14 protein-coding genes are annotated in these 15,340 nt (G+C 56.7%); 11 read left to right on the top strand and 3 right to left on the bottom strand.

The genetic code is table 11. The features are described from left to right. Positions 1–819 precede the first annotated feature (819 nt). The 7 genes from urtA to cho all read left to right on the top strand — a co-directional run bounded on the left by urtA (position 820) and on the right by cho (position 7,972). The gene (gene urtA, locus ACL2XO_RS06975; protein ID WP_132923151.1) at positions 820–2,088 is read left to right on the top strand and encodes an urea ABC transporter substrate-binding protein; all 1,269 of its coding nucleotides are present in this window, start codon (positions 820–822) and stop codon (positions 2,086–2,088) included. 87 nt (positions 2,089–2,175) lie between these two features. Next, positions 2,176–3,756, top strand: coding sequence for an urea ABC transporter permease subunit UrtB (gene urtB / locus ACL2XO_RS06970; protein ID WP_413742441.1), 1,581 nt, complete (start codon positions 2,176–2,178; stop codon positions 3,754–3,756). Beyond that, a complete protein-coding gene (urtC, locus tag ACL2XO_RS06965; RefSeq protein ID WP_413726733.1) occupies positions 3,756–4,832 on the top strand; it encodes an urea ABC transporter permease subunit UrtC in 1,077 nt (358 codons plus the stop codon). The genes urtB and urtC overlap by 1 nt, the downstream gene beginning before the upstream one ends. Then, complete coding sequence (gene urtD, locus ACL2XO_RS06960) at positions 4,829–5,620, top strand: urea ABC transporter ATP-binding protein UrtD (protein ID WP_132923154.1); 792 nt, start codon at positions 4,829–4,831, stop codon at positions 5,618–5,620. Before urtC ends, urtD begins: the two co-directional genes overlap by 4 nt. 57 nt (positions 5,621–5,677) lie before the next feature. Next, the gene (gene urtE, locus ACL2XO_RS06955; RefSeq protein ID WP_132923155.1) at positions 5,678–6,376 is read left to right on the top strand and encodes an urea ABC transporter ATP-binding subunit UrtE; all 699 of its coding nucleotides are present in this window, start codon (positions 5,678–5,680) and stop codon (positions 6,374–6,376) included. 70 nt (positions 6,377–6,446) lie between these two features. Then, the gene (gene nikR / locus ACL2XO_RS06950; protein WP_413726732.1) at positions 6,447–6,920 is read left to right on the top strand and encodes a nickel-responsive transcriptional regulator NikR; all 474 of its coding nucleotides are present in this window, start codon (positions 6,447–6,449) and stop codon (positions 6,918–6,920) included. Between the two features lie 188 nt (positions 6,921–7,108). Then, the gene (gene cho, locus ACL2XO_RS06945) at positions 7,109–7,972 is read left to right on the top strand and encodes an excinuclease Cho (RefSeq protein WP_413726731.1); all 864 of its coding nucleotides are present in this window, start codon (positions 7,109–7,111) and stop codon (positions 7,970–7,972) included. Positions 7,973–8,202: 230 nt separating this feature from the next. Here cho and ACL2XO_RS06940 read toward each other — a convergent pair whose 3' ends face one another. Continuing rightward, on the bottom strand, positions 8,203–8,640 hold the full coding sequence (locus tag ACL2XO_RS06940; protein WP_132923158.1) for an Lrp/AsnC family transcriptional regulator: 438 nt from the start codon (positions 8,638–8,640) through the stop codon (positions 8,203–8,205). 151 nt (positions 8,641–8,791) lie between these two features. On the opposite strand from ACL2XO_RS06940, the gene yedA reads away from it, so the two are divergent. After that, positions 8,792–9,742, top strand: coding sequence for a drug/metabolite exporter YedA (yedA, locus tag ACL2XO_RS06935; protein WP_413742440.1), 951 nt, complete (start codon positions 8,792–8,794; stop codon positions 9,740–9,742). Between the two features lie 309 nt (positions 9,743–10,051). Next, a complete protein-coding gene (locus ACL2XO_RS06930; protein ID WP_413743043.1) occupies positions 10,052–11,458 on the top strand; it encodes an MFS transporter in 1,407 nt (468 codons plus the stop codon). A gap of 93 nt (positions 11,459–11,551) precedes the next feature. On the opposite strand, the gene ACL2XO_RS06925 is transcribed toward ACL2XO_RS06930, so the two are convergent. Both ACL2XO_RS06925 and ACL2XO_RS06920 read right to left on the bottom strand, forming a co-directional pair. Further along, entirely contained in the window at positions 11,552–12,211 is a 660-nt protein-coding gene (locus ACL2XO_RS06925) for a C39 family peptidase (RefSeq protein WP_413726729.1), read from the bottom strand. A 42-nt stretch (positions 12,212–12,253) separates the two neighbouring features. Beyond that, the gene (locus ACL2XO_RS06920) at positions 12,254–13,810 is read right to left on the bottom strand and encodes a methyl-accepting chemotaxis protein (protein WP_413742439.1); all 1,557 of its coding nucleotides are present in this window, start codon (positions 13,808–13,810) and stop codon (positions 12,254–12,256) included. 432 nt (positions 13,811–14,242) lie between these two features. Here ACL2XO_RS06920 and ACL2XO_RS06915 point away from each other — a divergent pair, with 432 nt between their 5' ends. Next, positions 14,243–14,572: a DMT family transporter gene (locus ACL2XO_RS06915; RefSeq protein ID WP_413742438.1), complete on the top strand. Its 330-nt coding sequence runs from the start codon at positions 14,243–14,245 to the stop codon at positions 14,570–14,572. A gap of 57 nt (positions 14,573–14,629) precedes the next feature. Next, on the top strand, positions 14,630–15,184 hold the full coding sequence (gene speG, locus ACL2XO_RS06910; protein ID WP_413726727.1) for a spermidine N1-acetyltransferase: 555 nt from the start codon (positions 14,630–14,632) through the stop codon (positions 15,182–15,184). The last annotated feature ends 156 nt before the right edge of the window (positions 15,185–15,340 follow it).

Raw genomic sequence — 15,340 nt, 5'->3', positions numbered from 1 at the left:
AAGCCACGGCTCGGACAATATGAAAAATTGCCTGAGCTGTGATTTATTTATTCATGTTTTTTATAGGGTTGATATGATTATTTAATTTTTTATATATGGCTTAGGCCACCATAAAAACCCCTCAATGTTTGGCGCAAACCACAATGGTCTAAAGCCTGAACTCGGCAATAACTCTCTCGCCGCTATACGGCGTTTTTGATAGCATTATTATCTGTTCAAAATTCACTGCCCTGCCAAATCGCCAATCGCCAATCGCCTGCGCCCGCTGTTCCATGGCGGGGGCGTCGCGTCACCAGCCCAGGCCATTAGCATGTCAATCGGCCATCATGCACCCTTCAAAGAAGAAATCAGCACTGAACAAAAGTGCCTTTTGGGACAATTGAAAGTTTAGCTTCTCTTACTAATTTCCCCAGCGGCACCTCTTAAGATAAGGGGGATCGACACCGCGAGGCCCTATCCGCTCTGCACGGTTTATATAACATCTTATCGGTCCTCTGCACTCCGTTAGCCCTTCTTTCCCCCCGGATTGGATGATAAATAGCCTTTCCGCCCCGCCATGCCGCATCGATGCCCGCCGCTGGTGCACGCCTGGTTTTTTATGCCCATGGTAAAGAGGAGAAAAGCCGGTGGGCTAGACCAGAGGTATCTGGCACGGCGTTTGCTTTGCTCAAAGCATCCCCGGCCACCGCAGGGGCAAAGCGTAACCGCCGGACGCCAGGCAGGCCGAACCGGCAATCACTATCGCGGCATCAAAAGACATTGTCACCCTTTACAACGGGCCGTTTATGTTTATCCACAACTCATTTTGGAGTGAATTGTATGCAACGACGTAGTTTGCTTAAAGCCTTTGCCCTCTCCGCTACCGTTATCGGCATGGGCATCAGTTGGGGCGCCCTGGCCGCGGATACCATCAAAGTCGGCATAATGCATTCACTGTCCGGCACCATGGCGATTTCTGAAACGCCGCTGAAAGATGTGGCCCTGATGACCATTGATGATATCAATGCCCACGGCGGGGTTTTAGGTAAACAGCTGGAGCCGGTGGTGGTGGATCCCGCGTCGAACTGGCCTCTGTTTGCCGAGAAAGCCCGTCAGCTGTTAACCCAGGACAAAGTGGCGGTGGTGTTCGGCTGCTGGACCTCGGTATCGCGAAAATCAGTGCTGCCGGTGTTTGAAGAGCTGAACGGCCTGTTGTTCTATCCGGTGCAATATGAAGGGGAAGAGATGTCGCCGAACGTATTTTATACCGGCGCGGCCCCTAACCAGCAGGCTATCCCGGCGGTGGAATATCTCATGAGCGAAGACGGCGGCGGCGCCAAACGCTTCTTCCTGCTCGGTACCGATTATGTCTATCCCCGCACCACCAACAAGATCCTGCGCTCGTTCCTGCATTCCAAAGGCGTGGCGGATAAAGATATCGAAGAAGTCTATACCCCCTTCGGCTACAGCGATTATCAGACCATCGTCGCCAATATCAAGAAATTCTCCGCCGGCGGTAAAACCGCGGTCATTTCCACTATTAACGGCGATTCCAACGTGCCGTTCTATAAAGAGCTGGCCAACCAGGGCATCAAGGCCACCGACGTTCCGGTTATCGCCTTCTCGGTAGGCGAGGAAGAACTGCGGGGTATCGATACCAAACCCCTGGTGGGCAATCTGGCGGCCTGGAACTATTTCGAGTCGGTGGATAATCCCACCAACAAGAAATTTGTCGCCGATTACCGGGCCTATGCCAAAGCCCATAATCTGCCCAATGCCGCTACGGTGGTGACCAACGACCCCATGGAAGCCACCTACGTGGGCATTCATATGTGGGCCCAGGCGGTGGAAAAAGCCAAGTCAACGGACGTGGATAAAGTCCGGGCGGCCATGGCGGGACAGACCTACGCGGCGCCGTCAGGCTTCACGCTGACCATGGATAAGACCAATCACCACCTCCATAAGCCGGTCATGATTGGCGAGATCGAGGATAACGGTCAGTTCAACGTGGTCTGGCAGACGGATAAACCCATTCGCGCCCAGCCTTGGAGCCCTTATATTCCCGGCGATGAGAAAAAACCGGATCATCCGGTGAAAAGCGCCATGTGATCTGAGTAAGGCCAGCGAGAGGGTATGGTATGGGTGCCGGAGCGTGGCCGGCGCCTGATTATTCCGGCGCCAGAACGGGTGAATATCATGAGCGGTTTAATTCGTTTATTACGGTGGGTAGCCCTGGCATTGTGCTTATGCCAGCCGCTGGGGGCCTTAGCCGGTCCCGCCGCCGATTTTGTCGCTGCAAACCGCAGCATGCAGGCCAAGATGCTGGAAAACTGGTCCGTGGCGCCGGATGCCTCGCGTTTACCGTTGCTGGAGTCATTGCGGCGGGAAGAGGTGGTTATCGACGAGGCGGGCCGGCCTTTTATCCAAAGGGATACGCAGCTGTTGCCCATGGAAGGCGATGGCAAACCGCAGGGCGCGGTTAAAAAAGTCTGGCTGAATAACCGGCTGCGCAATCTTATCGCCAATGCGCTGTCCGCTCATCAGCTGGTGAGCAACGATCGCCGCGTGCGGTTACAGGCCGCCAAGGTATTGCAACGGGAAGCCCAGGCGGACCAGTTGCCGTTGCTGACCGCCCGTTTAAAAGCGGAGCAGGATCCGTCGGTGCACGGTGCGTTGCTGGCCGCCCTGGCCAATCTGCAATTAAACGATGCCAATCCCCAGGTGCGGCTCCAGGCGGTGACGCTATTGGGCCAATCCGGCGATCCGGATACCCAGGCGCGTCTGGCATCCCTCACCAACGTTAACACCGAACCCGATGCCCAGGTCCGTGCCGCCGCTATCAACAGTTTAAAACAGGTAAGGCATCGGCTGCTGCTGGGAGACCTGCTGGGCCAGGCCTTTACCGGACTCTCGCTGGGTTCGATATTATTGCTGGCGGCGCTGGGACTGGCCATTACCTACGGCCTGCTGGGGGTAATCAATATGGCCCATGGCGAAATGCTGATGCTCGGCGCCTATTCTACCTATCTGGTACAGATGCTGATGCAGCAGTTTACCCCGCAATTACTGGCTTTTTATCCGCTGGCGGCCCTGCCGGTGGCCTTTGCCGTCACCGGCGGCATCGGCATGCTGCTGGAGCGCACGGTGATACGCCACCTTTACGGCCGCCCGCTGGAAACCCTGCTGGCTACCTGGGGTATCAGCCTGGTGCTTATCCAGGGAGTCCGCATGCTGTTCGGCGCCCAAAACGTGGAGGTGGCCAATCCTGACTGGCTGTCCGGCGGTATTCAACTGCTGCCGAATCTGGTCTTGCCCTGGAACCGCATAGCGGTAATTTTGTTTGTGCTCGCCGTACTGGCGCTGTGCTGGCTGCTGCTGAATAAAACCCGGCTGGGCATGAATATCCGTGCGGTAACTCAAAACCGGGCCATGGCCGCCTGCTGCGGCGTTCCCACCGGCCGGGTGGATATGCTGGCCTTCGGCCTGGGTTCCGGCATCGCCGGCCTGGGGGGCGTCGCGTTGTCCCAATTGGGCAATGTCGGACCCGAACTGGGCCAGGGTTATATTATCGATTCGTTCCTGGTGGTGGTGCTGGGGGGCGTGGGCCAGTTGGCGGGCACCGTGGCGGCCGCATTTGGGCTGGGTATCGTCAACAAAATCCTCGAGCCGGAGATCGGCGCCGTGCTGGGTAAAATCCTTATCCTGGCATTGATTGTGCTGTTTATCCAAAAGCGGCCGCAGGGTCTGTTCGCCGTGAAAGGCCGGGTGATTGACTGATGAGCCAGCCCTTAACCATAACCGCGGTGCAAAAAGCGCCGCGCATCGCCATCACGCTCACCGGACTGGGCTTTATCGCGCTGGTGATTTTCCCGCTGCTGGCCCTGCTGCCCGAGGGGCATCCGCTGGCTATCTCCACTTATACCCTGACACTGGTGGGTAAAATCCTCTGCTATGCCGTGGTGGCCATCGCCCTGGATCTGGTATGGGGCTACGCCGGGCTGCTGTCCCTGGGACACGGGCTGTTTTTCGCGCTGGGGGGCTACGGCATGGGCATGTACCTTATGCGCCAGGCGGCGGGGGACGGTTTGCCGCCGTTTATGTCCTTTTTATCCTGGACTCAACTGCCGTGGTACTGGACCGGCACCGAGCATTTCGCCTGGGCGCTCTGTCTGATTATCCTGGCCCCCGGCCTGCTGGCGCTGGTTTTCGGTTATTTTTCATTTCGTTCGAAAATCAAAGGGGTCTATTTTTCCATCATGACCCAGGCGCTGACCTATGCCGCCATGCTGCTGTTTTTCCGCAATGAAACCGGTTTTGGCGGTAATAACGGTTTTACCGGTTTTACCACCCTACTGGGCTATACGGTAACCGCCACGTCCACCCGGATCGCACTGTTCATGGTAACGGTACTGCTGTTGGCCGCCAGTTTATTGCTGGGTTTCGCCCTGGCGCAAAGCAAGTTCGGCCGGGTGCTGACGGCGATAAGGGACGCGGAAAACCGTCTGGTGTTCTGCGGTTACGATCCCAAGGGCTTCAAGCTGTTCATCTGGACCTTGTCGGCGGTACTGTGCGGTCTGGCGGGCGCGCTGTATGTGCCGCAGGTGGGGATCATCAATCCGGGGGAAATGTCCCCCACCAACTCCATTGAAGCGGCGATCTGGGTGGCGCTGGGCGGGCGGGGCACCCTGATCGGCCCTTTGCTGGGGGCCGGCATCGTCAATGGCGCCAAAAGCTGGTTCACTGTGGCGATGCCGGAATATTGGCAGCTGTTTCTCGGCCTGATGTTTATCGTGGTCACCCTGCTGTTGCCCCAGGGCGTCATCGGCCTGCTGCGTAAAAGGAGGGGCTTATGAATGAAGGCCTACTGACGCAAACCTATCCGGCGGACGCCAGGCGGGATCGGCGCGACCCGGTGCTGTCGCTGGAAAACATCAACGTCAGCTTCGACGGTTTTCGCGCCCTAACCTCCCTCTCCTTTCAGATAGGCGTCGGCGAACTGCGCTGCGTTATCGGCCCCAACGGCGCCGGCAAGACCACGCTGATGGATGTCATCACCGGTAAAACCCGTCCCCAGAGCGGCCGGGCCATTTACGATCAGCAGACCGATCTGACCCGGCTCAGCCCGACCCAAATAGCCCGGGCCGGCATCGGCCGTAAATTTCAGAAGCCGACGGTATTTGAAGCCTTAACGGTATTTGAAAACCTGGAACTGGCGCTGAAAACCGATAAATCGGTCTGGGCCTGTTTGCGCAATAAGCTCACCAGCGAACAGCGGGACCGCATTGACGCCATGCTATCGACGCTGCGCCTGAGCCATGAGCGGCATCGCGCGGCCGGCATGCTGTCCCACGGACAAAAACAATTCCTTGAAATAGGTATGCTGCTGGTGCAGGAACCGCATCTGCTGTTGCTGGATGAGCCCGCCGCCGGCATGACCGATGCCGAAACCGCCTATACCGCCGAGCTGTTCCGCTCGCTGGCGGGTAAGCACTCGCTTATGGTGGTGGAGCACGATATGGGATTTGTGGAAACCATCGCCGACCATGTCACGGTGTTGCACCAGGGTCAGGTATTGGCGGAGGGATCGCTCCGGGAAGTCCAGGCCAATGAGCAGGTGATTGAAGTCTATCTGGGGCGATAATCGCATTCCGTTGGGGCGATAGCGGGAAAACCAAATTTTTACCTGGGGAGAAACCGGATGCTGCAGGTGGAAGAGTTGAATCAGTTTTACGGCGGCAGCCATATCCTGCGCGGCCTGTCGTTTGAGGCGCGCGTCGGCCAGGTCACCTGCCTGCTGGGACGCAATGGCGTGGGTAAAACCACCCTGCTCAAATGCCTTATGGGACTGCTGCCGGTTAAAACCGGCCGCATCCGCTGGCAGGGCGAGCTGATAAACGGGCGCAAAACCCACCAGCGCGTCCAGGCGGGTATCGCCTATGTGCCGCAGGGACGGGAAATCTTTCCGCGCATGACGGTGGAGGAGAACATCCTGCTGGGCTTATCGCGCTTTCCGGGCGCCCAGGCCAAACAGCCGCCGGCGGAAGTCTATTCGCTGTTTCCCATACTGGCTGAAATGAAACAAAGGCGCGGCGGCGATCTCTCCGGCGGCCAGCAGCAGCAACTGGCCATCGCCCGCGCCCTGGCCTGCCGGCCGCAATTATTGATCCTCGATGAACCCACTGAAGGCATACAGCCTTCGGTTATCAAGGAGATCGGCCTCGTCATCAAAACCCTGGCGGCCCGGGGAGATATGGCCATTTTACTGGTGGAACAGTTTTATGATTTTGCCGCCGCCCTGGCGGACAGTTATCTGGTCATGTCCCGCGGCCAGATCGTGCAGCGCGGGCGCGGAGCGGATATGGAAGCGGAAGGAGTGCGGGGATTGGTCACCATTTAACATACTGCGTCTATGATTGGGGATAAAAATGTTTCACACTGGCTTATAGCCTTTAACCCGGAACAAAGACATGCAACGTTTGACCCTTTCCCTGGACGATGAGCTGGCGCTCGCTTTCGACGAATTAATGCGGCGCAACGGCTACGCCAGCCGCTCCGAAGCCTTCCGCGATATGCTGCGGCGCGAGCTGGGACGCCAGGTGGCCGCCAGCGACGTGAATACGCCCTTTATCGCCATACTCAGCTATGTCTACGACCACCACGAACGCCAGCTGTCCGCCCGTCTTACCGAACTGCAGCATGATCATCATGAACTGACCATTTCCACCATGCATGCCCATCTGAGCCATGACGAATGCGTGGAAACCGCTATTTTGCGCGGACCGCTGCGGCAACTGACTGAGTTTGCCCAGTCGGTGATTGCCCAGACCGGCGTGCGCCACGGCAGCATCAACCTGATTCCGCTGGAGGCGGCGGAACTGGCGGTTGACGCCAACCCGTCCCCAACGCCCCGCGGCGGCCACGATCACGGGCATAAGCACTGATGGCGTCCGCGCCGCCTTCCCCGGGCGGAACCGGGCGGCAGATGGCTCGTCCTAGCCGGCAATAGCGTCAGCGTGGATTTTCCGGCAGGATATGCTCATTTTCTACCCTGCCGGCGATATTTTAGGCTGTTATGTTAAAATATAACCTGCTATGCTGTACAAAACAACAGTAGAGCGGGTTTTATTCAGTGCGCAAGCGTCTCACCACCGTCCGGCGGGAATTCGATCCCGCCGAGATTTATCAGTATCCGGAACATCTGCGTTCATTTATCGACAGCCTCCCCGCCGCCCCCGGCGTGTACGTTTTCCATGGCGACAGCGACGTCATGCCGCTGTATATAGGTAAAAGCATCAATATCCGCAGCCGAGTGATGTCCCATTTTCGTACCGCCGAGGAAGCGCGCATGCTGCGCCAGGCCCGGCGCGTCAGCTATTACCCCACCGCCGGAGAAATCGGCGCGCTGTTGCTGGAGGCGCAGATGATCAAGCAATATCAGCCGCTGCATAACAAGAGGCTGCGGCGCAGCCGCCAGCTCTGCTCCATCCAATTGGTGAACGGTATGCCGGTTATTGTCTCGGCCAAGGAGATAGACTTCGCCCGCGCAGCGGATTTATACGGGCTGTTCTCCAACCGCCATTCCGCGCAGCAAAGGCTGCTGGATATCGGCGACAGCGAATTTTTATGTTACAGCCTGCTGGGGTTGGAAAGGATCAGTCACGGCCGCCCCTGTTTCCGCTTTCATCTCGGACGCTGCGCCGGGGCCTGCTGCGGTAAGGAGACGCCGCAGGAGCATCATCTTCGCCTGATGGACGCGCTGCAGCAGATGCGCATATTCAGCTGGCCCTATGCGGGGGCAATAGGCCTGGTGGAACAGGGGGCGGCGTTTCGCCAAATCCACGTGGTGAATAATTGGTATTATCTGGGGTCTGTAAACAATCTGTCCGACGCCGCGGCCCTGAATAAAGTGGCGAAAAATTTCGACCGCGACGGCTACAAAATCCTCAGCGGGCCGATCTTAAGCGGGCGTCATGAGATCATCGAACTGGAATAGGCGTGAATGCGCCTGGTTAAAACATGGCGAGCCTGGCGGCTTGTGCATGTATATCGCCTTGCTTCTTCAAAAACGCTTTCATTTTGCGCAGCACTTTCATGGCAGATTCCTCGGATTAGCTATTAATTTGTGATGTAAATCACACTTTTATACTAGGCAAAAGGGGATGGCCTGTCAAATTTATGTGATGCATATCACGTTTTTCCGGAAAGCGTTTTTACCTTCGGCAATTAGCTCAGCGACAGCGGCGCGATACGCTCTACCGGTGCCGACAGGATGATGGACGTTTTGGTGGCCCCAAAACGGCTGACTTCTTCGATAAAAGCTTCCAAAGCCGCCATATTGCGCACCGCGCCCCTTATCATCACGCAGGCTTCGCCGGTGACCCGGTAGCACTGCAAAATCTGCGGCATCTGGGTCAATGCCTGCAGGATATTCTGCCAGTGGTTATGATTAAGACGCAGTTCAACAATAAAAGAGATATCCAGCCCCATTTTTTCCAGATTGATATGGGCATGGTAGCCGGTGATGACTTTTTTTGCTTCCAGCTTGGCCACGCGCTCGGCCACCGCCGGCGGTGAAAGGTTCACCCGGCGCGCCAGCTCGGCATAGCTCAATCGCCCGTTTTCCATCAGCGCGTGCAATATCAATTCGTCGAATTTATCCATATTTTGTCCGCCGGCCGTTGAACGTTGAATCGAAGGTATATGGGTGGTTTTCCCGTGCTTTCATCGGGTAAACGGTGCGTAAATACCTCATTGAGTGCTAATAAAATAGGTTAAGTTAGGATTCAATTGCTAGACATTTACAGGAAAAAAAATGCGCTTAAAGGATTCGCCCGGTTTCAAACTCGCACTGGCCCTGTTTACGCTTTATGTCATTTGGGGTTCCACCTATTATTTTATCCGCGTCGGCGTCGGCGCCTGTCCGCCGCTGATGATGGCCGGAGTCCGGTTTTTCCTGGCCGGCGCCCTGTTGCTGACGGTGCTGCTGCTTAAAGGCGACCGTCTTCCCACCCTGCGCCAGACGGTGAACGCCGGCGCGATAGGCATATTGCTGCTGGCCATCGGCAACGGGCTGGTCACCGTGGCGGAGCATATGCAGGTGCCGTCCGGCATTGCCGCCGTGGTGGTCGCCACCGTACCGCTGTTCACCGTGGCTTTCGGCAGCCTGTGGGGCATCCGCGCCACCGGGCTTGAATGGCTGGGCATTGCCATCGGACTGGCGGGGATTATCTTGTTGAATACGTCCGGCAATCTCACTGAACATCCGCTGGGAGCCATGCTGTTGATCGTCGGCTCCATCAGCTGGGCGTTCGGTTCCATATGGGGAAGCAAACTCCAGCTACCGCAAGGTTTGATGGCCGGAGCAATGGAGATGCTGGTGGCCGGGACGGTACTGCTTTGCGCCAGCCGCATCAGCGGCGAACGACTGGTGCGGATGCCGGATATGGCCGGCATTCTGGCGGTGGGCTATTTGATCCTGTTCGGTTCAATCATTGCCATCAGTGCCTATATGTTCCTCCTCAAACACGCCCGTCCGGCGCTGGCCACCAGCTATGCCTATGTCAATCCGGTGGTGGCGGTACTGCTGGGCATGGGTTTCGCCGGTGAACGTCTCACGGGGACGGAATGGACGGCGCTGGGTATTATTATCCTCGCGGTCATGATAGTCATGGTGGGCAAATCCATCACCGCCGGCAGGCACTCCGCCGGCAATCTGGAGCCGGTGGTCAAAACCCGCCGCGATTCCGGCAAACCGGCGGGTTAACATTTCTCCTTTCGCCCGAAAACACCGGCACGATTGTTGCCGGTCCTACATCTTTATGCCCACTGGTATAATCACTCATTTTTTTGTATGACAAATTATTCCCCGGAGGTAAAGTAATATCCATACCCCGCGCGTAGCGGGTCAGGTTTGCCGGTATTCTGATACCGACGGGTAGGTAAAAACGTGTTTTAAGGATTTGAGCAGGCAATGGCGAATGAGAAACAACCGACTTCCGCGTTGACGGAGATCAGGGACGCCGACACAGCGGATAACCCGCCTGAACAGGTGTCTTCCGGCGGGATATCGGGCATGGCGCTGCTGGTAGCCGGCGCGTTTTTTATGGAGTATATCGACGGCACGGTCATCGCTACCGCATTACCGCAAATGGGCGTGACCTTCGGCGTTTCCGCGGTGGATCTGAATATCGGCATGAGCGCCTATCTGCTGACGTTGGCGGTATTGATCCCCGCCAGCGGCTGGATCGCCGATCGCTTCGGCTCCCGGCAGGTCTTTACCGTCGCGCTGGCCATTTTTACCCTGTCGTCGGTGCTGTGCGGCCTGACGCAAAACGTGCCGCAATTTGTCCTGATGCGCATCCTGCAAGGGGCCGGCGGCGCATTAATGGTGCCGGTGGGGCGCCTGGCGGTGCTCAGAAGCACGCCTAAACCGCAGTTGATCAAAGCTATCGCCACGTTAACCTGGCCGGCGCTGGTGGCGCCGATCCTGGGGCCGCCCCTGGGGGGGTTTATTACCGACTACTCAAGCTGGCGCTGGATCTTTTTTATCAACCTGCCCCTGGGAATAGTGGCCATCTTTGCCGCCTGGAAGCTTATTCCCAACCCGCCCCGCACGGTACGGCCGCCGTTTGACCTGATTGGTTTTGTCACCAGCGGCATCGCGATGCTCAGCCTGGTCTACGGACTGGAACTGACCGGCCGGCAAGATGCCCCCTGGCCTTACATGCTGTTGTATCTGCTGGTGGGCCTGCTGGCCCTGTTTTTGACCCTGCGCCATTTGCAGCGGGCCGAAAACCCGATGATCCGGTTGAATTCCATTAAGGTATTGACCTTCAGGGTGACTCTCGGCGGCGGTTCGTTATTTCGCATGGCCATCGGCGCGGTGCCGTTTTTACTGCCCATTATGTTCCAAGTGGGATTCGGCATGGACGCGTTCCATGCCGGTTCTCTGGTGCTGGCGGTGTTTGCCGGCAACCTGGCGATGAAACCCGCCACCACGCCGCTTATCCGGCACTTCGGTTTCCGCAAGGTCCTGCTGGTAAACGGCACTCTTGGGGCGCTGTCGCTGCTGGCCTGCGCCTTTCTGACGCCGACGACGCCGAGCTGGGTCATTCTTAGCGTACTGTTTTACGGCGGCCTATGCCGATCGATGCAGTTTACCGGCATCAGCACCCTGGCCTTCGCCGATATCCCGCAGAGCGACATGAATTATGCCAATACCCTGTTCAGTACGGCGGTGCAGCTCTCCATCGGCATGGGCATCACCATCGGCGCCATCGGCGTGCGGATCGGAGAGAAAGCGGCGCCGCTCTTGGGTATGGGGGATTTGCCCGGCATCAGCTATCGGCTGGCGTTTGTGCTGATTACCCTGATGTCGCTGATAGGGCTGGTGGATCTGCTGCGATTGCCCGCCAACGCGGGGGAATCGGTCTCGCGCAAACCGCAGCCGGTAAAACGAAAACCGGCTTCCGGCCGTTAGGGCTTGATCGAGACGTTGCCGGAGGCGCCGGCACGGCTATCCCCGTGGTTGCCGCCGCCGGTACCGCTACCTGACGGCGCGAGAGGATTAACCTTAGGTCGAAGCGGGGCAGGACGCCGCGTCAAACACCACGCCCCGGCCGGCGCACCAGGAAAAAAACGCGTCCAGCGGCAGTGAAGAGTGGTAAGGGGCCGTCTCGGTGGCCGAGGGATTATTGAACCACACCCGATCCCCCTCCAGCCCGTAGCACAACACCAAATGGCCGCCGTTTGCGCCGGGATCGCTATTGTATCCGTCGGCATGGCGGATCTTAGGCGAAACCGACGCCATTACCGGCATCCCCCTTGACAGGCAGTCCGCCAGGCTCTCCCGGCTGATGGCGGTATCCACCCGGGCCGAAATGCCGTACAGGCGTACGATCATCTCCACAAAAGGGGCATAAATCAACCCCTTAACCGAGCCGTCCGGCTGCGGGATATAGGCTTTTGCCGCCATGGCATGGCGCCAGATGGCATAACGCGAGCAGAGGGACGGGTCCGGCGTCGCCCCGTGCCGGCGCCGGTATAGCAATAGCGATTGAAAACAGGCGATCCCGCAGATTCGCCAGGACCAGAAGCGATACTCCTGGGCATCGCTAAAGCCGGACTGTTCCCGCCAATCCGGATCCCCGCAGGGATCGGCGCCGGCCAGTATTCGCTGATTCAGTCCCGGCGCGGACCACTGTGATACATAGGGATAATGCTCTACCGGCATACCGCTGTCCTTATGATTACCTCTGCTTGGCCGGACCGCCAATCAGGCGGTCTGGAAAAAGCTGACGGTTTTACGCAATTCCTCTCCTTGTTCGGTAAGCGACCGGGCTGCGGCGGCGGCCTCTTCAACCAGCGCCGCATTTTGCTGGGTCACCTGATCCATTTGCGCAACCGCCTGCCCCACTTCCTGGATGCCCAAATGCTGCTCGCTGCTGGCATTGGCGATCTCACGGATAATGGCGGCCACTTTATCCACCGAATCCACCACTTCCGTCATCGCTTTACTGGCATGATCGGCGCGGTCAGAGCCGGCGGTGATTTTCTCCACCGTGCCTTCAATCAAGGATTTAATCTCTTTGGCCGCGTCGGCGCTCTTTTGCGCCAGGGTTCTGACTTCGCTGGCCACCACCGCGAAACCCTTGCCCTGGGTACCGGCCCGGGCCGCTTCAACCGCCGCGTTAAGCGCCAGCAGGTTGGTTTGGAAGGCGATACCTTCAATGACAGAAATGATATTAACGATTTTTTTCGAGCTTTGCGAAATATCGCGCATCTGAGTCAGCATTTCGGCAACGATCTTACCGCCTTGGGAAGCGGTACGCGACGTTACCGTGGCAAGCTCGCTGGCCTCTTTGGCATTATCGGCGTTCTGATGCACGGTCTGCGTCAGCTGCTGCATATTGGCCGACGTCTGGATCAACGAAGACGCCTGTTCTTCGGTACGCTGGGAAAGATCGGTATTTCCCTGCGCAATCTGGCCCGAGGCCACCGAAATGGATTCGCTGCCGCGGATGATACCGTTAATGGTATCGCGCAGCTGCTGGCTCATGGCATTCAGCGCCGCCAGCAGACTGCCGCTGTCCTTCGCCCTCACCTGGATGCCCGTGGTCAGGTCGCCCTCGGCGATTTTACGCATAATGGCCGTGGCATAAGCCGGCTCGCCGCCCAGCTGCCGCCACAGATTTCGGGCGATGACCGTCGCCAGCAGGCCGGAAATCACCAGGGCGAACAGCCCCAGTCCCAGCAGAGAAGTTTTGGCGATAAAATACCCCTGGCTTGATTCGTCGGCGGCCTTGTTGCTGCCGCTGATTTCCCGATCCACCATGGTGGCCAGATCAATCATCAGTTGAGTGCGGTATTTGCGTGAATTATCACCGCTGATTTGGATGGCCGACGTCACATCGCCGGCGCTCATGGCTTTCACCACCTCATCATTCGCCTGGCTGAACTGATCAAAATTGGCGATGATCTGGCTGAATAACGGGGTGGAGCTTAACGGACTGTGCAAAGCAATATAATGATCCTGAGCACGACGATAGTTCGCCACCGCCTGCATGAGCTCTACCCGATGCCCCTCGCGGTCGCTCTCCGTCGCCGAGGAGATATACTGTATCTGCTGCAACCGCAGCTCCGCCAGATTTTCGCGCATCTCCAGGGTGTAGCGCACGCCGGGCAGCCAGTTGTTGCGGTAGTCGTCTATATGGGCATTGGTATTGCTAAGGTGGTACAACGATACTCCGCCCAAGCAAAGCATCATAAAAATAACGACTGCAAAACCACTTATCATTTGAACCAAAAAAGGTAAATGTACTAATTTTTTCATAACCAAAACCGTCCTTGAAGAGGGGTAAAGGTTTATCGGCATAAATAAGCGGAGGATGAGCCCCGGGACGGTTTTATTGTCGATCCGTGAGCCGTCCCAAGCTTTTGAACCTTGTTACACATTTTCTTCGGGCGGCCACGGCACGATGAAAATGATTTCCATTAAGCTTCGTTTTTTTCCCATTTTAAGGAATCTGCTTCCCCCGGAGGAACCGTGCCGCCGCGCGCACTGCCGGCCCCTCCCAACACAGCGGGGTCCGGCCGGAAACGCCGATATGGCTGAATCAATAGGCCGGCGGTATAAATCGTCAAATTCTTTATAGAATAATAATCATCCTGCCGAATATTAAAAACAGCGGTAAATTGTCAATTTCACATTCCATATTAACGTGGTAATATTGGCGGCCTTTGTTAGAGAAAATGATTAATGCCTATGACGTATTTATATCTCCTGATCGCTATTTTATCCGAAGTTATTGCTACCACATCACTTAAAGCCTCGGCGGGTTTTACGAAACTCTATCCCTCCATTCTGGTGATTGCCGGCTATATTACTTCCTTTTTATTATTATCATTAGTACTCAAATCCATCCCGGTGGGCATAGCCTACGCGCTCTGGGCAGGCTTGGGCATCGTTTTCGTGGCCATTGCCGGCTATCTGTTCTTCGATCAAAAGCTGGATCTTTACGCTATACTCGGCATGGCGCTTATTATCACCGGAGTATTAGTTATTAACCTGACATCCACCGCGCCGGAGCATTGAAACGCAGCGCCCCGGCCCGATTAAAATCATTATTATCTTATTATTAATAAATAAATTATGATCGTAGAAAATAAACTCTCTAACACCTACAATATAAAATTACGCCCATTGGAACGCGAGGATCTTTATTTCGTCCATCAGCTGGATAATAATGAAAGCGTAATGCGTTACTGGTTCGAGGAACCCTATGAAGCATTTGTGGAACTGAACGACCTCTACGACAAGCATATTCACGATCAAAGCGAGCGGCGTTTTATCATCGATAAGGAAGGCATCAAAATCGGTCTGGTGGAACTGGTGGAAATCAACCATATCCATCGCCGCGCCGAATTCCAGATTTTGATCGATCCGACGCATCAGGGGCATGGCTATGCCGGCATCGCCGCCCGGCTGGCCATGGAATATGGGTTCCTGGTGCTAAACCTGCATAAACTCTACCTCATTGTTGACCAGGAGAATGAAAAGGCCATCCACATCTACAGCAAGCTGGGATTCAACGTGGAGGGGGTATTGATCAAGGAATTTTTCGTTAACGGCGAATACCGCAACACCATCCGGATGTGTATCTTTCAAGAGGAATATCTGGCCCTTCGCCAGTCGGCCTGTGAGTAGCGTCGGCCCATGGCGGCCCGGGCCCGCGATCGCCGAGCGTGCAACGGACCTGTTAAAGGGTGAGCGTGCCGATGTGGTGGAATCGGGCGTGGTTTTCCCGCCCAACCGAGCGCCACATGGCACGGTATGCCCGCTATCGCCAGACGTGCAGCCGAC

Source organism: Sodalis sp. RH15 (genome assembly GCF_047324255.1).
Lineage (GTDB): Bacteria > Pseudomonadota > Gammaproteobacteria > Enterobacterales > Enterobacteriaceae > Acerihabitans > Acerihabitans ligni.
The sequence above is the reverse complement of the archived record's forward strand: the minus strand, read 5'-3'. Positions and strand labels throughout refer to the sequence as shown.